This window comes from Cognaticolwellia beringensis (genome assembly GCF_002076895.1).
In the GTDB taxonomy this organism is placed as follows: Bacteria; Pseudomonadota; Gammaproteobacteria; order Enterobacterales; family Alteromonadaceae; genus Cognaticolwellia; species Cognaticolwellia beringensis.
This window is the reverse complement of record NZ_CP020465.1, coordinates 1,077,039-1,102,425: the sequence shown is the minus strand read 5'-3', so window position 1 is coordinate 1,102,425 and position 25,387 is coordinate 1,077,039. Positions and strand designations below refer to the sequence as shown.

At 38.2% G+C, this 25,387-nt stretch carries 19 protein-coding genes; 9 read left to right on the top strand and 10 right to left on the bottom strand.

The features are described from left to right. Nucleotides 1-4 precede the first annotated feature (4 nt). The 4 genes from B5D82_RS04605 (at nt 5) to B5D82_RS04590 (ending at nt 4,344) form a co-directional block, all read left to right on the top strand. Nucleotides 5-2,137, top strand: a complete 2,133-nt coding sequence (locus B5D82_RS04605) for a cation:dicarboxylate symporter family transporter (protein WP_081149593.1) — start codon at nt 5-7, stop codon at nt 2,135-2,137. Nucleotides 2,138-2,181: 44 nt separating this feature from the next. Further along, a complete protein-coding gene (rcsF, locus tag B5D82_RS04600) occupies nt 2,182-2,604 on the top strand; it encodes an Rcs stress response system protein RcsF (protein ID WP_081149591.1) in 423 nt (140 codons plus the stop codon). Continuing rightward, nucleotides 2,604-3,332: a tRNA (N6-threonylcarbamoyladenosine(37)-N6)-methyltransferase TrmO gene (tsaA, locus tag B5D82_RS04595; RefSeq protein ID WP_081149590.1), complete on the top strand. Its 729-nt coding sequence runs from the start codon at nt 2,604-2,606 to the stop codon at nt 3,330-3,332. Before rcsF ends, tsaA begins: the two co-directional genes overlap by 1 nt. 103 nt (nt 3,333-3,435) lie before the next feature. Continuing rightward, complete coding sequence (locus B5D82_RS04590) at nt 3,436-4,344, top strand: DMT family transporter (RefSeq protein ID WP_245807558.1); 909 nt, start codon at nt 3,436-3,438, stop codon at nt 4,342-4,344. 118 nt (nt 4,345-4,462) lie between these two features. Here the strand turns inward: B5D82_RS04590 and B5D82_RS04585 are convergent, their stop codons facing one another. The 3 genes from B5D82_RS04585 to B5D82_RS04575 form a co-directional block, all read right to left on the bottom strand. After that, nucleotides 4,463-5,767, bottom strand: a complete 1,305-nt coding sequence (locus B5D82_RS04585; protein ID WP_081149588.1) for a metal-dependent hydrolase family protein — start codon at nt 5,765-5,767, stop codon at nt 4,463-4,465. A 520-nt stretch (nt 5,768-6,287) separates the two neighbouring features. After that, nucleotides 6,288-6,782, bottom strand: a complete 495-nt coding sequence (locus B5D82_RS04580) for an FKBP-type peptidyl-prolyl cis-trans isomerase (protein WP_081149587.1) — start codon at nt 6,780-6,782, stop codon at nt 6,288-6,290. Between the two features lie 152 nt (nt 6,783-6,934). Further along, nucleotides 6,935-7,822 (bottom strand): DMT family transporter, encoded by an 888-nt coding sequence (locus tag B5D82_RS04575; protein ID WP_081149585.1) that lies wholly within the window; start codon nt 7,820-7,822, stop codon nt 6,935-6,937. Nucleotides 7,823-8,064: 242 nt separating this feature from the next. Here B5D82_RS04575 and B5D82_RS04570 point away from each other — a divergent pair, with 242 nt between their 5' ends. Further along, the gene (locus tag B5D82_RS04570; protein ID WP_081154314.1) at nt 8,065-8,814 is read left to right on the top strand and encodes an MBL fold metallo-hydrolase; all 750 of its coding nucleotides are present in this window, start codon (nt 8,065-8,067) and stop codon (nt 8,812-8,814) included. Between the two features lie 11 nt (nt 8,815-8,825). On the opposite strand, the gene B5D82_RS19990 is transcribed toward B5D82_RS04570, so the two are convergent. Then, a complete protein-coding gene (locus tag B5D82_RS19990) occupies nt 8,826-8,993 on the bottom strand; it encodes a hypothetical protein (RefSeq protein ID WP_172820621.1) in 168 nt (55 codons plus the stop codon). Between the two features lie 822 nt (nt 8,994-9,815). On the opposite strand from B5D82_RS19990, the gene B5D82_RS04565 reads away from it, so the two are divergent. Together B5D82_RS04565 and B5D82_RS04560 are read left to right on the top strand one after the other, a co-directional pair. Beyond that, on the top strand, nt 9,816-10,820 hold the full coding sequence (locus tag B5D82_RS04565; RefSeq protein WP_081149584.1) for a D-cysteine desulfhydrase family protein: 1,005 nt from the start codon (nt 9,816-9,818) through the stop codon (nt 10,818-10,820). Between the two features lie 323 nt (nt 10,821-11,143). Then, nucleotides 11,144-11,962 (top strand): substrate-binding periplasmic protein, encoded by an 819-nt coding sequence (locus B5D82_RS04560; protein WP_157673838.1) that lies wholly within the window; start codon nt 11,144-11,146, stop codon nt 11,960-11,962. Between the two features lie 3 nt (nt 11,963-11,965). Here the strand turns inward: B5D82_RS04560 and B5D82_RS04555 are convergent, their stop codons facing one another. Further along, complete coding sequence (locus B5D82_RS04555) at nt 11,966-15,895, bottom strand: AAA family ATPase (RefSeq protein WP_081149580.1); 3,930 nt, start codon at nt 15,893-15,895, stop codon at nt 11,966-11,968. Continuing rightward, nucleotides 15,895-17,304, bottom strand: a complete 1,410-nt coding sequence (sbcD, locus tag B5D82_RS04550) for an exonuclease subunit SbcD (RefSeq protein ID WP_081149579.1) — start codon at nt 17,302-17,304, stop codon at nt 15,895-15,897. The genes B5D82_RS04555 and sbcD overlap by 1 nt, the downstream gene beginning before the upstream one ends. A 230-nt stretch (nt 17,305-17,534) precedes the next feature. Here sbcD and B5D82_RS04545 point away from each other — a divergent pair, with 230 nt between their 5' ends. Beyond that, the gene (locus tag B5D82_RS04545) at nt 17,535-17,903 is read left to right on the top strand and encodes a VOC family protein (protein WP_081149577.1); all 369 of its coding nucleotides are present in this window, start codon (nt 17,535-17,537) and stop codon (nt 17,901-17,903) included. A 160-nt stretch (nt 17,904-18,063) separates the two neighbouring features. Here B5D82_RS04545 and B5D82_RS04540 read toward each other — a convergent pair whose 3' ends face one another. From B5D82_RS04540 to B5D82_RS04530, 3 genes are all read right to left on the bottom strand, one after another. Continuing rightward, nucleotides 18,064-19,662: an FGGY-family carbohydrate kinase gene (locus B5D82_RS04540; RefSeq protein WP_081149576.1), complete on the bottom strand. Its 1,599-nt coding sequence runs from the start codon at nt 19,660-19,662 to the stop codon at nt 18,064-18,066. A 136-nt stretch (nt 19,663-19,798) separates the two neighbouring features. Further along, nucleotides 19,799-21,418: a methyl-accepting chemotaxis protein gene (locus tag B5D82_RS04535; RefSeq protein ID WP_081149574.1), complete on the bottom strand. Its 1,620-nt coding sequence runs from the start codon at nt 21,416-21,418 to the stop codon at nt 19,799-19,801. Nucleotides 21,419-21,787: 369 nt separating this feature from the next. Beyond that, nucleotides 21,788-22,351, bottom strand: coding sequence for a DUF2780 domain-containing protein (locus B5D82_RS04530; RefSeq protein ID WP_081149573.1), 564 nt, complete (start codon nt 22,349-22,351; stop codon nt 21,788-21,790). Between the two features lie 177 nt (nt 22,352-22,528). Here B5D82_RS04530 and B5D82_RS04525 point away from each other — a divergent pair, with 177 nt between their 5' ends. Further along, nucleotides 22,529-23,098, top strand: a complete 570-nt coding sequence (locus tag B5D82_RS04525) for a VF530 family protein (RefSeq protein ID WP_081149571.1) — start codon at nt 22,529-22,531, stop codon at nt 23,096-23,098. Nucleotides 23,099-23,190: 92 nt separating this feature from the next. On the opposite strand, the gene B5D82_RS04520 is transcribed toward B5D82_RS04525, so the two are convergent. After that, nucleotides 23,191-25,185, bottom strand: coding sequence for a methyl-accepting chemotaxis protein (locus B5D82_RS04520; protein WP_245807557.1), 1,995 nt, complete (start codon nt 25,183-25,185; stop codon nt 23,191-23,193). Nucleotides 25,186-25,387: the final 202 nt, after the last annotated feature.

Here is a 25,387-nt window from a genome sequence, read left to right as displayed (position 1 = left end):
CAATATGACCATATTTAAGCTCAGTAACATCCCTACCTCTACCCGTATCATCATTGCCATGATTTTGGGTCTTCTAATAGGTAGCTTTTCCGTAACCTTATACTCAACGGTAAACCACCTTGCCGATGCTTTTGTCATGCTATTGCAAATGACAGCGCTACCTTATATTTCTCTGTCACTTATGGTCGGTATTGGCGGCTTGTCTGCTAGCAAAGCGAAATCAGCACTTAAGAGCAGTGTAATACTGGTCATATTGCTAATAGTCCTAATGTTATGTTTTATATTGATGGCGCCGTTATCATTTCCTAATTGGCAAACTGCCGAGTTTTATAGTGCTAATACCATTAAAGTTAGCCAAGAATTTAATATCATTGAATTATTTATCCCGTCGAATCCTTTTAATGCCTTCGCAAATGCCGTGATACCTTCCGTGGTATTTTTTAGCGTATTTATTGGTGTTGGCTTAATGCCAATTAAAAATAAACGTCAAACGTTAGCCGTGTTAAGTAACTTAAAACAATCGGTGAGTAACATAAGTCATTTAGTTATGCGCTTTGCCCCTATTGGTGTCTTCTGTATTGGTTGGCGCGCCGCTGCAACGCTTGATTCTTCACAACTCGATGGTTTAATGATCTATGTGGCCAGTGCTTTCGTTTTAACACTTTTACTGTCTTTTTTAGTCTTTCCTGCATTATTAGCAACGGTTACCCCTTTTGGCTATCGCGCTATTTTAAAAGCCTCAAGAGAAGCAATGGTGACAGCATTCGCTACTGGTAGCTTCTTTGTCGTAATCCCTATCATTGTCGAGAAAACCAAACAGTTAATCGCGAGCCAATACCCTGATACTGACAATGCCGATAAAGTGTCTGATGTTATCGTCCCTATTAGTTACAGTTTACCGGTTGGTGGTAAATTATTATCGCTACTTTTTGTCTTGTTTGCCGCATGGTTTTCTGGTGCCTACATAAGCTTCGAAGATTATGTAAAATTGGTGGTAATGGGTATCCCTCAGTTGTTCGGCACTAGCACCTTAGCCATGCAAAACCTGCTAGAGATATTTAACGTTTCACATTCAATGTTTGATTTTTTTCTGGTTTCAGAAAACTTAGTTGTTGGACGTTTATCGGCATTACTTTCAGTTACTTTTGCTTGTTGTTTACCCATACTGGTTGCGACGAGTATGGCCAAAGCTTTTACCTTAAAGAAGAAAGCGCTGTTTAAATATTTGGTTATTATTCCTGCATTATCTGCTTTCGCTTTTGTTAGCCTAAAATTTGGATTTAGCTCAATTAGTTATCAGTATGAAGGCTACGCTAAATTTATAGAACGCGACTTTCTTATGGAAAGCGTTAACAGTAAGCATGTAGATAGTGCCGCGAAAAATAGCGAAACCGTTAAGCCTTTCATTGGCGTTTTAACGCGCATAAAACAGCGAGGTTTCATCCGCGTAGGTTACTTTCGTGACGATTTACCTTATTCATTTCACAACAATAAAGGTAAACTTGTTGGCTTCGATATTGAAATAATGAACCAGCTCGCTATTGATTTAAATGTCGATATTGAGTTCGTTAGAATATTTCGTAATCAGGCGAAAACACTATTAAGCTCAGGCTATTTAGACATCACTACAGGTGTGCCAGTTATTCCAGATAACATGACAAAATTTACCCTAACAATGCCTTACAGCGCGCAAAGTTTGGCTATTATTGTTAAAGATAAAAGGCGTGCAGAGTTTACAAAATGGGATAATATTTTACAGCGAGACGATCTCACCTTAGGTATTCCTGAGAGCTTTTATTATGAAAAAGCTATTGCTAGAACCTTTACTCATGGCAAAGCCTGGGAAATATCGACACCGAGGTTGTTCTTTAAACCCGAGTTTGCCCATATTGATGCCATGCTTTTTGGCGCGGCAGCTTCATCTGCGTGGACGTTGCTAAACCCCAGTTATACAGTGGTTGTGCCTAAGCCTGAATTAGCGCCACTTTTCATGGCCTTCCCTATTAATAAAAATGATCACGGTTTTGAATTATTTATGCGTAATTGGATCACCATGAAGCAGCAAAGTAAAACCATCGATAAACTGTTTAATTATTGGATTAAAGGCGATACAAGTTTGGCAAAACAAAAACAGTAAACCGACTTTTTTACACAACTCTTATAAAGAATTTAAAGGCCATAATGAAAAATTTTAAAACGATGCCAGTAATAACTAAATGCAATGCAACAATCTTGTTGCTTGCCGCATTATTCGTTACTGGGTGTGCAAAAATAAACGACATATCAACAAACTTAGACCGGGAAAATTTCAAAAATTATTTTTCACCGACCAAAGTAAAAATTGTCGCTAGTGAAAAAGAATTCGTCGGTAAATATAAGTTTCTAGGTTTGGTTGAAGGCGAGTCTTGCCAAGAGAAAGCACATCACGCTGCCCCCAATGAAATTGATGCTCGCACCGAAGCACGAGGTAACGCTTATAAACTTGAAGCCAATGCCATCATCTTTAGTCAATGTGTCATGATAGAAGATGATAAAGCCGCGAAGTATTGTGTGGCGTCGACCGTTTGTTATGGTCGAGCTTATAAGGTTGAGCAAGTAAAATAATGTCTGACAGTATTAACTTAAATGTGATTGGAACTATCGACTCTCCCTACAAGGAAAAGTTTGCCATCCCCAGACAGCCCGGCATTGTTACGGCGGCTCAAGGGCAATTGCGTCTAACCGGCTCGGCCAATAATGCCGAGTTAGTGAGAGGTTTAGCGCAATTTAGTCATATTTGGTTATTGTTTGTTTTTCATGGCACACAAGCACAAGGTTGGAAACCAATGGTTCGCCCGCCACGTTTAGGCGGCAATAAAAAGCTTGGCGTATTTGCCACACGCTCAACGTTTAGGCCTAATCCTATTGGCATGTCTGTGGTAAAACTGGGTAAAATAGAACAACAACCTTCACAAGTAATTCTGCATATCAGTGAATTAGATTTACTTGATGGTACGCCGATTTTAGATATTAAACCTTACGTGCCTTATGCCGATATTATCGAAAATGCCCATGGCGGCTATGCTCAAGAACAACCGAACAACAATATTAAGGTGATATTTTCCAACGCTGCATTAGTTACCTTAGATAACAATAGCGAGCATTATCCAACACTGCAAAGCCTGATCGAACAAGTGTTAAGCCAAGATCCTCGCCCTGCCTATAAACAAAATAAAGCTGACGATAAAATTTATGGCATGACCCTGTACAAATTTAATATCAATTGGCAGATGACCGACAGTTCAACATTGCACGTAATTGCGATAGAACACATCGATAGCAACACGGTTTAATACTTTAATTTATACGACCTGTCCGATTATCGCGACTATCAGCTAGTTAACGCTTTATACTCATGGCAAAACTAATAAGTAAAGTATCAGTTAAGGATCATCGTTGAAGTTAATCAGTTCCCAACCTAATCAAGCCAATGCTGAGTTGCTGTTATTAGCCGCAATTTGGGGCGCGTCATTTATGTTTATGCGAGTTGGTTCGCCTGAGTTTGGTCCAATAGTTTTTACTACCTTACGAACCGGTATCGCGGCTATTTTTTTGATTATATGCCTAGTTTTATTTAAAGAAACTAAAGCGCTAAAAGGACGTTGGCGAGATGTTTTCGTGGTTGGGGCGTTAAATACCGCGATACCGTTTGCTCTATTTAGTTTTGCAACATTAACACTTACAGCAGGAACAGCGTCAGTACTGAACGCAACCGCCCCAATGTTTGGCGCTATAGTTGCCTACATATGGTTAAAAGATAAGTTAAGCCTTAGCGCCATGTTTGGCTTAGTTATTGGCTTTATCGGCGTGTATTTATTAGTGTCAGACAATTTAAATATTGGCATTGAACTTACTGATAAATCGCTCGAAAATCATGTATTACTGCCAACGTTAGCGGCAATGCTAGCCGCGCTGTGTTATGGAGTGGCAGCCAATTATACTAAAAAGCACCTCAGTACAATAAAGCCATTAGCCTTAGCTGCCGGAAGTCAAATTGCGGCTACCACCATGTTACTCCCGTTAAGTTTATTTTTTATTCCTGAAACTTTACCAAGTGTCAACGCTATGTGGTCAGTGCTTTTGATTGGTGTTATCTGTACCGGCGTTGCCTATATCTTATTCTTTCGACTTATCGCTCAACTTGGTCCTGCAAAAGCGATATCAGTGACCTATTTAATACCCGCTTTTGGTATTCTTTGGGGCGCATTATTTTTAGGTGAAACTATCAGCTTAATGATGCTTATTGGTGGCAGTGTTACCCTGTTGGGCGTGGCGTTAACAACTGGCGTTCTGCAAAGAAAATAACCTAATATCGCTACGTTTGTATATTCTTGTGATCGCAGCATACCGCTCGTCCTGAGCATAAAAAAGGCTGTTATAAAACAGCCTTCATTTAAACAATGTAATTTAATCGCTAATGCACTTATTTTTGCTTAACGACCTTGCCACCTTTCATTACAAAGTCTACGTCAAGTAGTTCATTAATATCATTTAATGGGCTAGCATGCATGGCAATAATATCCGCCACTTTACCCACGTCTAATGTGCCTAAACTTTTTGACTTACCAATTAAGTCAGCGCCATTAATTGTCGCAGAAACTAAAATGTCTTGTGGTGACATACCCGCTTCAAACATTAACTGTGCTTCGCGCGCATTATAACCGTGTTTTGATACGCCGCTGTCAGTACCGTAAGCTATTTTCACTCCCGCTTTATATGAGCGTTTGAAGTTTTCGATCATATCACCACCGACACGAATGGCTTTAGCGCGGATAGCTGGCGACATAAAGTCTGTGGTTTTAGCCATATTAACCACGGTATCGCCCGCCATTAATGTGGGTACTAAATAAGCACCACCTTTTTTAAAGAGTTTAATACTTTCTTTATTGGCGTAACTTCCGTGTTCAATACTGTCTACACCCGCACGTAATGCGGCGTTAATACCGGCAGCGGCATGTGCATGACTGGCCACTTTACGACCCAGTGCATGCGCCGTATCAACCACTTCTTTTAATTCATCATCTGCCATTTGCTGACCCGTACCAGTATCAGTGTCTGATAGCACGCCGCCCGTTGAGGTGATTTTAATCACATCAGCACCAAACTTAATCGCATGACGAGTGGCGCGACGACAATCATAAGGGCCATCACAAACCGTTTTTGCGGTATGCAACTCCATTAAATCAGGCGCCATACCGTCTACATCACCATGTCCGCCAGTTACGGCAACACTACTTCCAGCAGCAATAATCCTTGGTCCAGTTATCCAACCACGCTTTACGCCATCACGTAACGCAAATATTTGTTCAGCACTGCTGCCTAGATCTCTGACGGTAGTAAAACCAGCCATTAAGGTTTTATTTGCAAAATAAGCGCTTTTCATCAACGTATCAGCGTCTGATAAGTTAATCATTTCACTGTCGTTTTTAGGGCCCAGTTCACCTTGCAAATGTACATGCATATCCATAAGGCCTGACATAACAAAACTTGAGGATAAATCAATTAATCTTGCATCTTTTTCAAAGCGATTCAAGGCAACAAAACCAGATTTAAGCTCGGTAATTTTACCATCGGTAATCACTAACGTTTGTTGCTTAAGGGGAGCTTTACCAGCAGTCACTAATAATTCGCCAGCATGAATAACGGTAGTTGCTGCCAATGCTGACTGAGACAATGCTGCACTCACGACTAACGCGATGGTTGTAATAGATGATTTCAATGTGAACATGTTCTGGACCTTATTGTTATTTTATGACCTGAATGTATTAATCAACCTGACTAAATCGATGACTTACCATAACAGTATGGCAAAAGAATAAAAATTGAATTCGATAAACGGAAAGTTTATTCAGTTCAATAACACTTAACAGTATTTACGTTTTAAAATATTAAAAAGCATCTCTGCGCTTTCTCATAGAAGTAAATCGATGTATTAATGCATTGGAGCCATGTTCTTAGATGGGTATAAGTCATTAATGGAATGCAGATGCAATTACCGAGATGGCTATGAACGGCCATGTGATCACGACATTGCCTGCATGGACGCAGGTACTTAGTTTTTGTCTGGAACAAAAAAACTGACCGTTCATCCTGAACATCGTCGTTCTTTCACATCCATGTGATCACGACATTGCCTGCATGGACGCAGGTACTTAGTTTTTGTCTGGAACAAAAAAACTGACCGTTCATCCTGAACATAAAAAACCAGCACTAGGCTGGTTTTTTGATTAACGAGAATTGCTTTTCGCTTAGTGGTGATGACCACCTGCGCCGTGGGCATGGCCATGTTCAATTTCTTCAGTCGTTGCTTCTCGTACATCTGCAACTTCTAAATCAAAGGTCAGTACTTTACCCGCAAGTGGTGGATTAGTATCAACAGTCACCATAAATTTACCGGCTTTAAGTACTGTCACTTGGCGTTGACCGCCATCAGTATTCACTACCGCTGTCATGCCCGCTTTCCATTTAGCACTAGGCGTTGGTAAGCCTTGCATGTGTTTTACAGGTACACGTTGTATTGCATCTTCTTGGCGCTCACCGTAAGCGTCTTCAGGTTGTAATGTCACTGAAAACTTATCACCGGTTTCTTTGCCAGCTAATGCGTTTTCTACGCCAACTAACATGTTTTTGTAACCGTGTAGGTAGGCTAATGGGTCGCCAGCATGCGAGTTCTCTATTTCAGCACCCGCTTCATCTTTAAGTACGTAGTGAAACTGAACAACGGTTTTATCGGTAATTTTCATATTATTTCCAAGCTAGTAATTAGTATTAATGTGCCATATTTTTAGGGCAAAAAATTGTACGTGAGTCTTTGCGCCTGAGTTTAACAAAATAGTGATACCAATTGAATTAAGAATTGTACTCTTGTTGTGAATTAATCGAAATATGCTTAAAACTAAGCCCAGAGTAATAAAACCAATACACTAATAATTATCAGCAACATGCCAAAGTACTCAATGGCTGATATTTTTTCTTTAAAAATGCGGTAGGTGATAAACAAAGTGATAAAGAACTCTACTTGCCCTAATGCCTTAACATATGCGGCATTTTGAAAGCTTGCAGCGGTAAACCAACCTATTGAGCCAATAACACTGGTAATACCAACAAATAAACATAACCGCCATTGACTAAACATGGTAATAAGTTGCTGCTTATCCTGACAATAAACGTAAACAAAGGAAATTATTGACTGCACCGTTATCATAAAAACTAAAGTAACCGCTGCACTCAATAACAAATCACTATTCAATGCCAGACTCGATTGTCGAATAAGCAAGGTTGTTATGGCTAAACCTAAGCCTGACGCTAAACCAAAGCCAGCCCCCGGGTTTTGAAAAACATCTTTAAAAGTAAATTTAACTTTAGATACTAACAAAACTCCCACAACACCAATAACCACTGAAAACCAGCCGATAAGCGTTAAACTAGCAGAGAATAACAAAGCACCCACAACAGCCACTTGTATGGCTTCAGTTTTAGCTAAACTTGTGGCAACAGCAAAGTTGCGATATTTGAATGCAGCAACTAAACACACCGTACCAATAATTTGCATAACACATGCGATTAGCGCGTAGTGTAAAAACTGCTTATTTAATGGTGGTATGGGCAAGGATCTATAATCGAGTACCCACCATAAATATAGCCAGGCAAAAGGCAGCGCGTAAATATACCTAACACCGGTTGTTGCCATAGCATTGAGATGTTGCGTAAGCTGTTTTTGGCCCGCTGTACGAATGGCTTGCATAAAAGCGGCAAGTAAAGTGAAGTAAATCCAAAGTTCCAAGAAAAATCCAAGTATCAATACTTTATAGTTACTATTGTATGGTTTGATGTATCTAAAAACCATGATTGAAATAGTCTATTTAAACTTTATATGACCTAGTAATATCAACAACTGAAAATTATTTATTGAATTAAAGAAATACAATAATAAAAACAGCTTATTAATGAGTGGTCTAATCTGTTGAGGTTTCATCAATAACAAGGTACTTTAATCATAATTAACTCGTTATAGTCACTTTTATGATCAAACTACATTGCTTAAATGGTTATATTCAAAATATTTATCTGGCCGAGTACGCTACTAAGCTTTTATTGCTCGATGGCTGTTGTAGAGCTGACATTCCAGTGATAGAAAATTTTATTGTTAAGCAACTTAAACGCCCGATGTCTGAACTTGCCTTAATAGTGGTTACACATATGCACCCTGATCATGCTGGGGCTGCAAATATATTACGTAAAAAGTATGGCTGTAAGGTAGCGGCAGCGAATGTACCTGGACAATGGTATTCAGGTTTAGACGGTAAGCTAATGCATTTAACCGATATGCTACTAACTTTATGGGTAGCTGGTCGTCAGAAGAAAGTAAAAAAATATATCTATTACTCTAGCTCACTAACACCTGATTATTATCTAGTTGATCAGGCTATTTTGCCTGGTTTTGAAGATTGGAGTGTTCATTTTACGCAAGGTCATACTGACCGAGATATATCGTTGCATCATAAAGAAACGAAGCAAATTTATGTTGCCGACTTGATGGTTAAAGTTAGAGGTGCCTTCATACCACCCTACCCGGTTTTTTACCCTAATAGGTATCTTGAGTCGTTGAAAAAAATAAAGGCCTTGAATGTTGAGTCTGTACTTTTAGCACATGGTGCCAAAGCTGAGTTAACTGAACAGCAATGGCAACAGTTGATAGCGTTGTCGCCAACAAAACCTGTTACGCATTGGCGTTCAGTAAAAACAAAACTCAAACGGGTGCTATTTAATAGCTAAGGTTTGACTTATTAGCTTTGGTAAATCCAAGCTAAAAATGATTTTGACTCATTTACGTTGGTAAATGAAATTAGTTTTGTGCCGTTTTTATCGGTCACTGCAACATTATTTTTGTTAACAGATATTGATTGAACGGGTGAGTCGATCGAATAGATCGTCCCTTGGTATGTATAAGACATAATAAACTCTTTTAATGTGCGTAAATACGCATGAACAAAAGCTATATTATTGTGTAGTTGTTCTTTTTATGTGTGAAAAATAAAAAATATTTACGAAAAAAACTCGAAAAATCAGACAATAATTTAAGCTTAATAAATTAAGTGATGACTAACTGTGAAAGGGAAAGGCATAACACGATTTTTTAAACAATCGGCTAAATAAACTAGATAGGAATAATTAACCTCAGCACTATATCGCTAACAATTAATAAAGTAAACTTTTATTTTCATTTATATTAATAAAAATCTATTGCTAGTGAGCCTATTTATCTAACAGCGCAATTTAAGTCGACAGTGGTTAAGTCTAAAGTAACGCTGTATTTTGAATGCTTATCTCATTTTAACTTAAATATTAAAGCCTGACAGAATATATAATTGAAGCCTTTCAGTTCAATTTCCAGTACAATTTTTCTTAAATAAAATATCATATTTACCTTTTAAAACCCTTGTCTTTTACAGTATAGAATAAGGGTTTACTCTGCTAAAATATTTCTCAGTGCTATTACCTTGAGTTAGAGTAGCTAAGACCCCAGCACCATATTCAATTATTAATAGATAGCTGTATTTTCGGGTTTAATATGCGCTAAAATTACGTAATATTGTTGTTACTTGATTCATTGATATGCATCAACTGAATTAAGCTATTGCCCAATTGTGTACGTTAAAAAAACACATATCGTATACTTAGGTTTTATCTGGAACACTTAATCTAAGATCTCACAGATTATAGCCAGACTATTTGTTAATAGCGCCCTTTACTCTTGTATTTAGAATGGATGAAGTATGAAATATGAACACATGCCTAGAGAGCCTTTAGGCTTTTTCCCAACGCCATTAGTTGAACTGACTAAATTAAGTAAAAAACTTGATGGTCCTAAAATTTACATGAAAAGAGATGATAATACTGGACTTGCCTTGGGTGGCAACAAAACAAGAAAACTTGAGTTTATTATCGGTGACGCACTAGCTCAAGGCGCGGATACTATTGTTACTGCAGGTGCAGCACAATCAAACCATTGTCGTCAAACCGCAGCAGCTGCCGCTAGTTTAGGGCTTGAATGTCATCTCGTTTTAGGAGGTCAGGAGCCAGACAAATTTGATGGTAACCTTTTACTGGATAAAATTTTTGGCTGTAAAATACATTGGTCGGGCACAAACCGTAAAGGAGAAGATATTCCTGAAATTGTTGAGCATTTAAAAAAATCAGGAAAAAAACCTTATGTTGTCCCTTATGGTGGTTCAAACGAATTAGGGGCTTTAGCATTCTTAGAGGCATTTAAAGAATTAGAGTCTCAGCGTAAAAACATAAACGCTTCCTTCACCCATATTGTATTTGCTTCTAGTTCAGGAGGCACACATGCGGGTTTAATGCTTGGGAATAAACTATTTAAATCATCTTATAAAATAATGGGCATAAATATTGATAAAGGTGAAACTGATCAAATATCTTTTGATCAATATATTGTCTCTCTTGCTAATAGTACGGCAAAATTAATAGGTGAAAACCTTAAGTTCTCAGATGTAGACTTAATGCTTAACTCTGATTATGTTGGTGAAGGTTATGGTGTTGTTGGGGCTTTAGAAAATGAAGCAATTTCAATCACAGCTCAAACGGAAGGGATATTATTAGATCCTGTTTATACTGGTAGAGCAATGGGGGGCTTGATAGATATGATCCGCAATGGAAAAATCAAGAAAACAGACAGTGTTTTATTTTGGCACACTGGCGGCGCACCAGCGTTATTTGCTTACTCAAATGATTTAGATGCAGCTAAAAAGTCAACCTAACACTGCTCAATAATTACCTCTATTGATATTATCCCATTCTTTAATGGCCAACTAAAAGTGGCCATTAATTGAATTCAAAATAGCATTTTTTCTAACTTAATTACTGTTAAACTTTTTTATAGTCGATACACCGGCCCTAAAATATGATGACTAAAAAACATTTAAGTTCTACTTGGTTGTATTTTGAACACTATACATATATAACAAGACTATACGCTTCAATTTTAAGCCCAATAAATTTGACAGCTTTTATCCAGAGCAGAAGATTTATAAAACAGGGAATAAGACCATAGAGCGTTTCACTATTTAAGGATATGGAATATATGACACGGTCAAAAATATGGATTATTCTAAGAAATATCAATATTCTTTTTTTGATTTGTGTTTCTGTGCCTGTATTAGCAGCAGACAAACTTGTTTTTGCAACTCATGTCCGACCTCCTTTGAGTTTATATTTAAAGGAAGTCATTCAAGAATCTCTAAAACCTTATGCTATTGAAGTAAAAGTTATCGAGATGCCAGGCAGTAGAGTTATTTCCCAAGTAAATGGTGGCTATGCTGATGGCGACTTATCACGTGTAATCAATTTTAAAGATATTTCTGATGCAGATACATCAAACTATCGACTCGTTAACGAGCCTATCGTATTAACTGAAATTGTAATGATCACATTAGCAAAAAAAGAGATCATCCGACCGATCACATGGGAAACCATCAATCAAGATAAAGTCTCATTTCTGCGTGGTTCTAAAACGATAAGAAAGTATCTCAATATTGAAAATCGTGTTGCTGTCTCTTCGAACACACAAGTGTTAGAAATGGTCGCCAATAAACGGGTAAATTCGGCTATTATGTTTGCATCGGTTGCAAAAAACATGCTGAATCAATCTCCCGAATTAAACAGTAAATTAATGATACAAAGTCCACCAGTGCTTTCATTTCATCTCTTTACTTATCTCAATAAAAAACACGCCGATTTAATCCCAAAACTTGAGCTTTCGCTGAAACAACTTAAAGATGACGGCTTTCTAGAAAATACCGCCAACAAATATCAGGTTACAGCAGCAAGCGCAGAAACGTTCTCAGCGGTTAGCCTATTACAGAAAATTAACCACGATAAGCCAATGCAACATAAAGAATAATGCTTATTTACCAAGATATCGATAACAGTCAGCTAATTCACTTACGCCAAGTCCACTTTGTTTTTTCACTTCTATTTGTACATCAATACGTTTTTTTAACGCATCTACATGGCTTATAACACCAATCATTTTGCCACTGGCGTTTAAGGAATCAAGCGCAGACAAGGCAATTTCTAAAGTATCGTTATCTAAAGTGCCAAAGCCTTCATCAAGAAATAGCGAGTCAATACTGGTTTTTGCGCTGACTAAATCTGATAACGCTAGTGCTAACGCTAAACTGACTAAAAAGCTTTCACCACCCGATAATGTTTTCGTATCGCGCACACTATCAGCTTGCCAAGTATCAAGCACTTCTAATGCTAAGCTGTCTGATTCTTGACGTTGCAACTGGTAACGACCATGTAATTTATTAAGCTGCTGATTCGCTAAATAAACGAGATGAGAAAGCGTTAATCCTTGAGCAAATCGTCTGAATTTAGCACCATCAGCTGCGCCAATTAAGCCATTAAGATGTGAAAGATCATCGAGTTCAGTTTGTTGCTTAACTATTTCATCAAGTAATGCTTGTTGTTCATTACGCTGCTGCTGGTCTTGGGTAATTTGTTGACTTAATTGACCTTGACGAATTTGCAGTTGTTTCAATTTTTCTTTACAAACAGAGGCTTTATCATCAAGTTCAGTTACATCTACATGCTCATCTAGCGCTAATGTTTCGGTGAACATTAAATCGTTAAGGAGTTCATCGCTATCGCAGGCATTTTCTTCATTCGCGTGAATAGTAGCAAGAAGTTGCTTTGTCTGTTCTTGAAGCTGGTGCTTATCTTCTTCAAGTTGTATTAAATGCTGCTGCACTTGCTGATATTGTGCATTGGCTTGTTGAGTTTTTTCGTTAATACTTTGCTGTATTGCTTTTAAACTTATACGTTGTTCTTGGCTTAATAATGCGGCTTTAAAGTCTGCTTCAGTTTCAAAGTCACTATTTGCTAATTGCGTTTGCCAAGTTTGCTCAGCAGATTGCTGTTGTGGCGTTAAACGGCTTATCGCCTCAACATTCCCGTTTAACTTCCCGGTAATGTTTTGTTGAAGGTTTTTCTGTTCATTAACGCTATTTTGCAGATTAACAAGCAGTTGTTCCTGTGTTTGTTGTTGTTGCTTTAATTGTTGACGCACTTGTTGAGTATCTTGCTCTGCAAACAATAATTGCCGCTGGGTTTTAGCTTCATTATGCTGATTTTCGATGAGCGTTAATTCAATTTTTATCGCTTGTTCCGATACAGTCAATTGTTCAATTTTACTTTGTATGACCGCAAGTTGTTGTTGCACTTGCTGTAGTTGCTCATTATCGGTTGCCACGGCACTAAGGGCGGCTTGATAAGCATGGCTTTGTTGTTCAAGATCATTTATCCAGGTTTGTTGTAATTGCACAACATTAACAAACTCATGAGGCGAAATATTACTCCCTTGCGTGTCAGTATCACAAGTCTGATAAACACTAAAACATTCAGGCGTCACCAACTGACAATCTTGCATAAGCAGGCTTAATTTTTGCCACTCTTGCGATATTTGCTCAAGCTTGTGATTCAGATTTTGCTTGTTTTGCTCAATTTGTTGTTGCAACTGGCTTAACTGCACCGCTTTATTTTCGCGCTGATTTGATAAGTTCACTAACTGTTTTTCTAGCGCTAAAACTAATTCACTTTGTTGTTGCTTGATCTGCTTTAATTGCTGTAATTGGTTATTAGCATTATTTAGCTGCTCAAACTGTTGTCTGCGCGCATGAATGTCTGCTTTTATTTGCTCAAAGGCTGATAACTCAAAATCTATTTTTAATAACTCACGCAGTGCTAACCATTGCTGCGTTAAACTTTGCTGTTCTTGCTGTTTTATTGCTTTATTTTCAATGATGAAATTAAGTTTCTCTTTTAGTCTATCTTGCTCTGAAGACAAGGCTTTACCTTGAAGTTCAAGTTGTTCTAACTCAACCGACAGTGCTTTTAGGCGCTGCTGATGTTCGCTTTCAGTTGAATTATTGTCACCAAGCGCCTGATAATCAGCTATGGCGGGGTGCTGCTCAGAGCCACATAATGGACAAGCTTCATCTGCTTTTAAGTTATCTCTGTGTGCACTTAGCGACATAATTGTTTTTTGTTGTTCAACAATTAACTGCACATCAATAAACGCAGATTTTTGGTTTTTATAACGCTCACGCAATGGAGTTAATTGCTCAGATAAGTTTGCTAAGTGCTGATTATCTTCGGCTAATGTTTTATCAATTTCATGCAGTTCAGCGCTTAATTTTTGATAACGTTCAGCATTATACAGCGCTTGTGCTTGCTCATTTATCGTCGATTGCATGCCTTGGAGTTGCTGACTCAGGGCTTGCTCATTTTGACACTGGACTTGCAGCAACAACTGGGAAATATCGTTTTCTTTCGTGTTAAGCATTACTTGCTGTTGTTGACAATCTGCTTCTAATGCAACTAATTGCTCTTGCGATTTGATGAGTTCATTCGATAGTAAATCTGTTTGCTTTTGTAGGTTGTCGTTCTGAGTACTCAGCTCAAAGCTGAGCTGCTTTTCATTAACCATTTGAGCAAGCATATTACGCCATAACGGCAGGTGTTCAGGCAATGTAGCCAAATACCCTTGTTGCTGAATAACAACTTGCGCGTTAGATATTTTATCTAGCTGCAACTGTTTTTGTGTGGCTAACTGCTCGCTTTGAGCCGTTGCTTGAACTAATGCTTCGCTCGCTGCATTTACTCGGGTGAGTTGCTGATTTTTATGCTCGCTCAACTGAGAAATTTTACTATCAAGCGGCAGTACTTGCTCAACGATTAATTGCTCAGTTTCTTGTTGCTGGGTAACAAACTTTGCATGTGATAGCAAAAACTCTGCGAGAGATTGTTCGGCATTATCTACCTGAGACTTGCTTTGCTTAGCGTCATCTGCAAGTAACCTTGCTTGTTCATTAAGCTCAACAAGCTGTTGATTAGCATAATTAAGTTGCTGATAATCTGCCCGTAAGTTTTCAGCGGGCTCTGACAAGGCTAACGCTTGCAGTTGCGTAGCATGTTCTTGTTGTGTTTGCTGTACTGATGTTTGTAGTTGCTCAGCTTGTAACTTTTGCTTATTAGCGCTTTGCAGATTCATTAACCAGCTACGAATTTTCTGCCAATGCGCAAGTTGATCTTCAAAAGGCTTCTGCTGAGCAGAAGCCTTATTCAGTTGCTCATTAATTTGCTCTTGTTGCTCAGGCGAGAGCAATTGCATGCCTGTACTCTTAGCTTGTAATAACTTTAATTCGTTAGTTGCCTCTTTATGCTGCTCGTAAACCGCTTTAGAAATTTCGCCATAAATTTCACTACCCGTTAGCTCTTCTAATAAATCGGCGCGATCATTGGCTGGTGCATTTAAAAAAGCCGCAAACTCGCCTTGCGATAACATCATCGATTTTCTAAAACGAGAAAAATCTAAGCCAGTTAATCGTGCTATTTCGGTACGAATATCGGAAACTTTTGTCGCGATAACTTCAGCTTCTCCACCGGCTGACTCACTGGCAACTTCACCTGTAGTGATTAGCTTGGCTAACTCTGCGGTCGGTTTTTGTAAATTACCTTCAATACTATTTTTTGCTCGACGTTGACTCCAAAATGCACGGTAGGCTTGGCCTTTAACTTCAAATTCAACCTCAGCTAAACAATTCGCGGTATGGCGAGTCATTAACTGGTTTTGCTTATCTGAAATCGTTAATCTTGGCGTTTGATGATATAGCGCCAAACACATGGCATCTAGAATGGTAGTTTTACCTGCCCCCGTTGGGCCGATAATGGCAAACAGCGCACTGGTATCAAAGGGCGACTGTGTAAAGTCTATTTTCCAATGGCCCTTTAAAGAATTAATATTTTCAAAGCGTAGCGATAATATTTTCATTATTTTTTCTCCGCTTTGATAGTTGAGCTAGGTTGCGCTTCATTATGCTCTGTTAAAGCACGTTTTGCTGAACTGGCAAGCTGAGTTTGCTCTGCAATATCGAGGTACAAACTATTTAAGCGAGTTTTACGCTGTTGCTGTTCATCTGTTTGCCAAGGCTCTAGCGCCAAGCGTGCGTCAAAGACGTCCTGAACACTTAATTCATTTAAAGTGACTTTCTTCTCATGACTCGGCATTTGTTGGCGGGCTTTTTTACTACGCCTAACGAGTAACACTTCAACAGGCATTTCTTGTACTATTTGCTCAATTCTGGCGCTTAAGTCTAGTAAATATTCTGCACTTTCAATTTCAATATCAAGCCAAATTTTCTCTTGTTGTTCAGCCTGAGCATTTTGTGAAACTATATTTTTTAGGTTGTTATTATCCAATTGTGCAGCGCTCGACTCTGCATTTTCCGATTCTAATGTTTTGGATTCTCTGACTTTAGTTTCAACAACGGCAGAAATATCTTCAGTTAAGGTTTCTAAATGTGTTTTTACCATCGACAAAGGCTGAAAGCATGGCACCTTGCATAACTCGACATTGCTAAGCTCTCCGGCGTTAAATTGTGCAATAACAATACTCTTTTGGGTATTAGCTTCATCAAAACTTAATGCGATGGGTGAGCCGCTATAGCGAATGTGTTCACTCTTGGTTACTTTTTGAGGCCGATGAATATGACCTAAAGCAATGTAATCAGCCGCGGGGAATTCACTGGCAGGAAATGCTTCTAAAGTGCCAATATAAATATCACGCACAGACTCACTAGTAGATGCACCAATAGTCGTTAAATGCCCTGTGGCAATAATGGGCAAACGAGCTTCGCCCGCTTGAATATCCTGTGATAACACCTGAGCTTGTTCAAATAAAGTTTGGTAGTGCCCTGTAATCGCTTGTTGCAGCGAACGCTGTTTTTCACTAGCTGATTGCCCAGCATAACTTTTTACAATATCGCGAGGGCGAATAAATGGAATTGCGCAAATCACGGCTTGCTGTTGAGTTTTAAGGCTTTTGAGGACAAATACCTGCTCTGCCATATCATCACTTGCCGCAGAAACAACCCGTGTGGATAACTGCTGCAGTAGCTTTTGCGACTCTGATAACATAGCTACAGAGTCGTGGTTACCCGCTAAAACCACCAACTGGCAATGTGTTTGATGTAACTTAGCAATAAAGTCAAAGTACATTTCGCGGGCATAACTTGGTGGTGTGCCGGTATCAAAAATATCGCCCGCTACAATAATGGCGTCTATTTGCTGACTTTGGGATTGTGCAATTAACCAATTTAAAAACTTTTGATGCTCACGTGCTCGACTTTTGCCATAGAAATGTTGGCCTAAGTGCCAGTCGGAAGTGTGAATAATTCGCATAATGTCGTGCACGCCAAAGTCATAAAAATCAAAGCAATTATTCTACCGACTCTCTGGCAAGCTTACTACTAACCAGTAAAGAAACCTTTAAAAATTACAATAATTAAATTCAACGTCCACACTAAAAATATGGCTAATTAAATTACTCAACTATACTTATTAACAACATAAAGATTGTCTTTGTTCAAAAATAACACCGTAAATAACAAATCAACAACGAAGGAAACAATATGGAAAATCAAATTGTTTGGGTTGATATTCCCGTTATAAATTTGTCGCGCGCTATTGAGTTTTATAGCGCAATGCTTAAAGGAATTGTTAAAAAGGAAGAGTTTGAACATTTCACTGTTGGCATTCTACCGCATGCCGAAACCAATGTTTCAGGCTGCTTAGTGCCCTCACCACCTGAACAAATATTCACCTCAGGGCCACTGATTTATTTTAATGTTAATGGCCGACTTGACGATGCGATTAAGCAATCAGAAATGCACGGCGGTCGATTGGTTGAAGATAAATTATCCATGGGAGGACATGGCTTTCGCGCCATTATTCATGACTCTGAAGGCAACCGTATTGCACTACATAGCAATACACCTTAACTAGCTATCAGTAAAAATCAAAACAACCACCAAACTCAAAACTAATCATCAGTTGCTGACAGCTCAAAACTTAAAGCTTCTGCTAGCTATAAGCTGACAGTAAAAAAGCGCTGTTGAAGTAGATCTTAACTGGTACCAAGCTAAGCTCTACTTGATTTTATTACTCAGGATACCCGGTTATTTTTTTAATACTCTGATAAATAGGCTTTAATTTTCCATACATTTTGAGATATACCTGCTGATATAATTTGTTATAAAGCACCACGTTTGCCTGATTAGGTGTAAATGTTTTTTCAATGTGTGTCATAGCTAATGTTGCTTGTTGGTAGTTGTCAAAATAGCCCAAACCAACAGCGACATTAATTGCCGCGCCTAGCCCTGATGCTTCAAAAGTATGCGGTCTGTGCGCGGGTAAGTTAAAAATATCGGCGGTCAGTTGCAATGCCGCATCTGACTGCGATCCTCCACCTGAAACCATTAACTTGGTTATTTTACATTTTTGACGTTTTTCTAAATTCTCTTTACCCTCTCTCAACGCGTAAGCTAAACCCTCTAAAATTGAACGATAAATATGGGCACGCGTATGAACGTCACCAAAGCCTATAATAGCGCCTTTTGCTTCAAGGTTTTTTAATCCTGGCGACCAATAGGGTTGTAACATGAGGCCCATTGAACCTGGCGGTACTTGCGCAACCAACTGGTCAAATAAACTCTCAGTGCTAACACCTAAAACTTGAGCTTGTTCTATTTCATTTTGGCCAAACTCTTGCTTGAACCAATTCACCATCCAGAAGCCTCGATAGATCATCACCTCACTATTATATTGCTCTGGAATAGCGGAAGGATAAGGCGGAATAAAACTGTTCGGCTCAATATACTTTACATTATTAGTATTTATTGTGGCTGTAGTGCCATAGCTTAAACTCGCGGTAGCTGGACTAATACAGCCAGAGCCCAAAACTTCACAAGCTTTGTCAGACGCTGAGGCGATGACCCTTGTAGCAACTTTCAACCCCATATGAGCTGCTGCTTCTGCGGTCAGCTCACCAAGTTTTTCACCCGGTTTAACTAAGCTAGGCAGCATTGACCTTTTAACGGGTAATGCTTTCCATTGCCATCGCCACGCACTAGCCCAAGTTTGCTTTTTGTAATTCAGCGGAAAGTAACCGGCAATACTGCCGACTGAATCTTTAAATTGTCCGGTTAGTTTATAAGTTAGAAAACCTGACAATAATAAAAATTTATCGGTTTTTTGCCAAATTTCAGGTTCATATTCTGCCAGCCAATTTGCTTGAGATTTACGACGGAAATAGTTAACTACTTTATGCTGACCAATGAGGAAGAATCCGACTCGCCAATACCAAGGCATAGGCTCATTTTTCTTGCATAGCCGTTGATCAAGCCAAATAATAGCGGGACGCAAAGCATGCCCATTCTTATCTAAATTAATAACAGTGCCACGCTGCGTGGTTAAAGTGACAGCAGTAACTCTTGTGCGGTAGTCATTTTCAATAACATCTTTTTGTTGCCAAAGTTGCTGACAACACTTGCCTAACATTTGCCAAAAATAATCGGAGTGTTGTTCGGCCCAACCCGGCTTTATTGAAAAATATGCTTCAAGTTCTACACGGCTTTTAGCCACTAAGTTACCCCGTAAATCAAATAACAAAGCACGAACACTTTGCGTGCCGTTATCTATGGTTAAAATCAAATCATTTGGGCAATTTTTCTTGTTCTCTGCCGAACTACTTTCTGTCATATGCTTATTTATTCTTCTGTAGTTTCAAGGTTATTAGTTGAAATTTAAATCCACTTCACAATTCAAAGGTAAACCTTATTTGTCAAACGTATAAATATTAAAGCCGCTGTTTTAGCGGCTTTTAATATTTTATTTTTTAATAAGTGAAATAATTGACTCGGTCTTGAACTTGCTGACTCGCTTCTTTCATTTCAATACTTCGCTCGTTTGACTGATTAACCAGTATCGAATTATCTTCAACTAATGTTTGAATTTCTTGCATATTTTGGCTTAAATCTAACACTACGACACTTTGCTCTTCAGCCGCAGTGGCAATTTGATGCGATTGATCATTAACTAAATCAACTTTAGCTTGAATCTTTTCAACTAAATGATTACTTTCGTCCACTTTTTCTTGTAACAACTTAGCGGTATCTGCACTTTCAACCATTTTCTTAACAGCCTCATCGCCTACCTGCGTTAAATTGCCGAGTAAACTTTCAATTTCATTCACTGAATCTTGAGAGCGTTGTGCTAGACCTCGGACTTCATCGGCTACGACAGCAAAGCCTCGACCTTGTTCACCTGCTCGGGCTGCTTCAATTGCGGCATTTAACGCAAGTAAATTGGTTTGATCAGAAATGCCTCTAATAACATCAAGAATTTGCTCAATGTTATTTGTTTCCGATTTCAACTTGTGTACTACATTGGCTGAAATATTAATTGAGTTAATAAGCGAATTAATCTCTTTAACAGATTGATTTGATGACAGTAAACCTTGTACGGTTAATGCTTGTATTTCTGAAGCGAAAGTAGCTGATTCTGTTGTACTTTTAGCAATGCTATCACTGGTTAACGACATTTCTTCAATCGCTGTCGCGACTAAATTAGTGTTATCGGTTATTGTAAAAGAACTCGCAAGCATAGCTTCATTTAACTGCAGTACATTACTACTATTTTTATCGACTAACTTTCCAGACTCGCTGATAGCAATTATAGTTTCTTGTAAGCTGGTAATGGTATTATTCAATGCTGCAGCCAGCTCAAATACTTCATCTTTACTATCAACTACCGCTTTTTGTTGCAAAGATCCGCCTGCTAGCTTTTCTGCTGTATCGCGAACCGTTCTAATACCTGCGCTAATTCTATTCGCAATAAGAAAGCTTAACACTAATGAAATAAGTACCGCGAGGATCATTCCTATATAAAAAACTGTGCCGCTAAAATTTATATTTTCAATAACCGAGTCTTTCGTTGTTTCGGCCGATAAATCTACTTGTTTTTTAAAGTCATCTGAAAAAGCAATTAAATCATTGTATGAACTCATAAACGCTTTAAATACAGGAAAAGGCGCTTTATTATCAGGCGAATTAATCATGGCAGATACAAAAGATGCCGCCTTATTTTGAAACTCAGCACTAAAAGTTTTTAATTGTTCAAGTTCACTTTGTTTACCGGAAAAACTTCCTGACATATCGTTCAGTAATTTTGGAGTTAGCGCTTCGTTATTTTTAATAACCTGTAAATAACCATCTGTTTGATTGTTCAACTTAAGCAAATAACTGATTTGTAAGCCGCGAATATTCAGCATAGTGTCAATTTGTACTGCTTTTACTCGTTCGAATTGTGCTGATGTTTTATAGTTTTTTTGATAAAAGTTATAAAAATCATCAGCTATTGCATTACTATTTGAATGAATAGTTAGAATAACAATGGTAAACAAAGTAATAATGGCGACGGCCATAAGTTGTAATTTGCGTAAAATATTAAATGACATATTGCCCGATTTCCCGAAATGTTTAGATAGTTAATATAACGTAATGTTAGGTAAAAAAAAGCGCTTTGTGTATTGTAGTTACTGATTCACGATCTTTTAGATGGTGTTTCAGTATAAATATTAATATCACATTAAGTCGATAATTTAAGCCTTACAAAAAGTTTAGCAATGTTTAACTTAGAGACTTAAATTATCTTTCTATTGTATTCTTTGGCTGAGTAGCCATTCAAAAGTGCTTACCGTCGACAAAAACTAAGACCTGTTATGTAAGATGGGTGGCGGGTGATGGATGAGTATATGCGGAACGTTTTCATATTCTATGAAAGAAGATAACTGACGCTAAAAAGAGTCAGTTATCTTAAATTATTATTAACCTAAAAGTTTACCTAAGCCATCGCTTAATATTTGCTTAGCTTGCTGTCCTTGCTCAGTGTCTAAGTAGCTTTGCGCAGTAGAAATAAAGCTGCTGATCATTTCAGGCTTTAATCCTAAAGCTTCAAATTGCTTTTTCACATCATTAATTGACTTTAAAGAATCACTATATTGTGATGCTTTTTCAAGTAAGCCGCCTAAGCCCGCGCTAGAGCCTGAGCCAAGTTTACTAATATCAGGCATTTGGCTGACAAGACCTTCCACGCCAGGTACTGAATTAGCAAGTTGGTTAAATTGCTCAGTTGAAACATTGTCTTTTACATAATTGAAAATAGCGCCCATACCACCAGCAGCTTGATCCGCATTAACATCTAAGGAGCTCGTTAGCATGTCAACTAAACCATTAGTGCTTTGAATATCAGATGTATTTGGTTCAACACTTTGCTCGGTAGTGTCACCCAAACCTACCAGGCTTTTCAAGCTTTCAAACCAGCTTGTTTCTTGTGCTATAGCCGAACTACTTAAAGTGGAAATAGTTAAAAGTACGATCAGTTTTTTCATGTGAGGGATCCGTTATTATTAAAAGTGATTACTGAGTGAAAACAAGTGTACAACATTTAGCTCAGCTGTAAGTAATGCTTTATTTCCCCACTGTTAGCCCTAGAAATAAAATCAACGCTTATAACCTAAGCATTTCGGTGTATAATATCAAGTAATGTCAGTCAAATTAAGTCAACCATGAGCCAAGAAAACGAACAATCACATAATCCTTTACATGGATTAAAATTAGACACGCTACTAAACGAATTAGTAACTCACTATGGCTTTGATATTTTGGCTGAGTATACCCGTATTAATTGCTTTAAAAGTAATCCAAGCATGGCTTCAAGCTTAAAGTTTTTACGTAAAACTGAGTGGGCAAGAGAAAAGCTTGAACGTTTTTATCTCTATGACTTTAAAAATCTACCAGAAGCCGGGGAGGATGAGTTTGAAATCCCACCGCGTCAACGCGTGATCCCGTTACATATAAAACCCAAAAAACCAAAAGTATTAGTGCGCGGCGAAGCGATTATACCGTTAAGTAAAGATAGTTTTAAAGAGACTCATCGCTCGAAGCCTGAATATAAAAAAGAGCATAAAAAAGCCTATAAGCCTGAGCATAAACGCGAAAGTAATCATGCTAAATCAAGCGATAAGTCTAGCTATGATAATACAGAACGTAGTTCAAATCATAGCTCAAAAAACACTTCAAATGACAGCTCAAGTGAGAATAAACCATTTGATCCTTATGCTGACGCACCTAGATAATTCACTTTTGTAATCAATATAAAAAGCCCTGAATAACGAATGCTATTTAGGGCTTTTTTATGGTTATGTAAGCGACCAACTAATTTATAAACTTAAAGCTTAAATCGGGCTACAGAATTAGTTAACGAGTGCGCTAATTCATTTACTTCATCACTGCGATTAGACAAGTCTTGTGATTCAGCCGCATTACTTGTTGCCGCTTCTGCAGCTTCGGTCATAGTAAGCTCAATTTCTTGACTAAAACCTAACTGCTCATTCGATGCAACGCTAATGCTTTTACTCATCTCATCAATGGTATGTAGTGCACTTTCAATTTGTTTGATCGCATGACTTAATTCTTGGCTTTGAGAGACACATTCTGCCGCCTGATTCTGCCCTTGAGAAATGGCAATTTCCGCGGTTTGTGTTTCTGTTTGCAATGAATTGATCATCAGTTGAATTTCAGCAGTTGATGCCTGAGTGCGAGATGCAAGCGATCTCACTTCATCAGCTACAACCGCAAACCCTCGACCATGCTCACCGGCTCTTGCTGCCTCAATTGCAGCATTTAATGCCAGTAAATTGGTTTGATCTGCAATGCTACCGATAGTATCTAAAATGCCACCAATACTGTCGCTATGTTTGCTTAAACGAGCCATAACTTCAACAGAATCACTTAAGCTTGTCGATAAAGATTCAATACGATTGCTGTTATCGTCTGCAATGGTTCGAATTTCAAAACTGTGCTTTGAAGCTTCTGAGACGTTGTTAGCGGTCAAGTTTGCTTCATCTGTCACACTTGATGAACTGATAAACATTTTTTCTGCAATAAGTTTAGCGTCAGTTACACGGCTGATTTGTGCCGATGTTGATTGTGCTATGCGGTGGCTTTGTTCACTGGTCACTTTTGCCGATTCGTCCAGCGAGTAGGCATTCTGGCTAATGTTTTTTAGCAATGAAGTTAAATCATCACTCAATTTATTAATATTATTAAATAAATCACCAAACTCATCTTGGTTCTTAATCGTTAACCTTCGGGTTAAATCACCCTGCGCTATCAAAGCTAATGATTTATTAGCTGCCGCTAAAGGACCTAACATTGTCCGAGTTGTTACCACAGCAATAAAAGTAGCTAAAACGACAAAGATAAGTGCCATATATATTGCCAGATTAACGCCTGTAGCAACCTTCGCTTTGGTCGTTAACTGCAACTCATCAAAACGTGCTTCAGCCAGAGACAGTAATAAAGTTAATTGCTGATATGTGGCATTAAAACTTTTTACAGAAAGGTTATAAGCAATATTGGCATTAATATAATCGTCCAGAGCTTGTTGCTTGTCTTGATATAATTCACCGGGCTCAACCAGTAAATTATTTAAAATAGCAAACTCAGTGGAGAATTCTTCAAGTAGCGTCTTATCATCAACGCTAGCAAATAATCGCTGCATAAAAACGTAGTTATTATTGATGTTAGCAATTAAAAAGCTTACGTCTTCTTTATGCTGTGACAATACATCGAGTTCTGTTACCTGTTTTAAGCCTGACATCGTACTCTGTAGAGTAAACAGCATATCGTCAATTCTCGCACCATTGCCAATAATATCATCTAGCAATTGTCCATTATCTGGTAGCTGGAGTAATTCAAGATCAAGCATTTTATTACTGGCTTGGTCACGACTTTCAATGAAAATTTGATAATTGGCCACAAATTTTTCATTGGCTGAAGCAACATTTTTTTTCGCTAAATAAAATTTCTCGCTCTGGTTTACGTACTCTTGGTAATGATTCTGGGACTGATTAAGAGCTTCGAGCATTTTAGGTTGATCAATTAACTTGCTGCTTAAAACTGTAACAGCCGATTGATACTCTTTATTTAAATTCGCATATTCTTGCTCGCTATTAATCAAGTTAGCGGTGTTTTTTTGCGTAAACCCCAAGGCACCTACTTTGATCATATTGAGTAATTTGATCTGTAAAGCGCTACTTTGTTTTTGTACAGGTACAGCCAATAGCTCAACATTACTATTGGCCTGGCTTATTTGTGTTAATGAGTTATAAAAAAAAATGCTTCCTGCAACTAATAAAATCCCTATTGTGCTAAACCCCATTATTATTTTTTGTTTTATTGTTAATGGTAGGTTGTACATAGACACCTCTAAATAAACGTTCTAATGCATGGTTTAAAATTTCAATCATTATGACTGACGGATGATTATAGTTTCCTTGGAGTGAATGTAAACCATACTACAACCATGACTAAAATCGGCAATTAAAGCGCCGATTGAATCACCATTTATTATTATGGTTGAA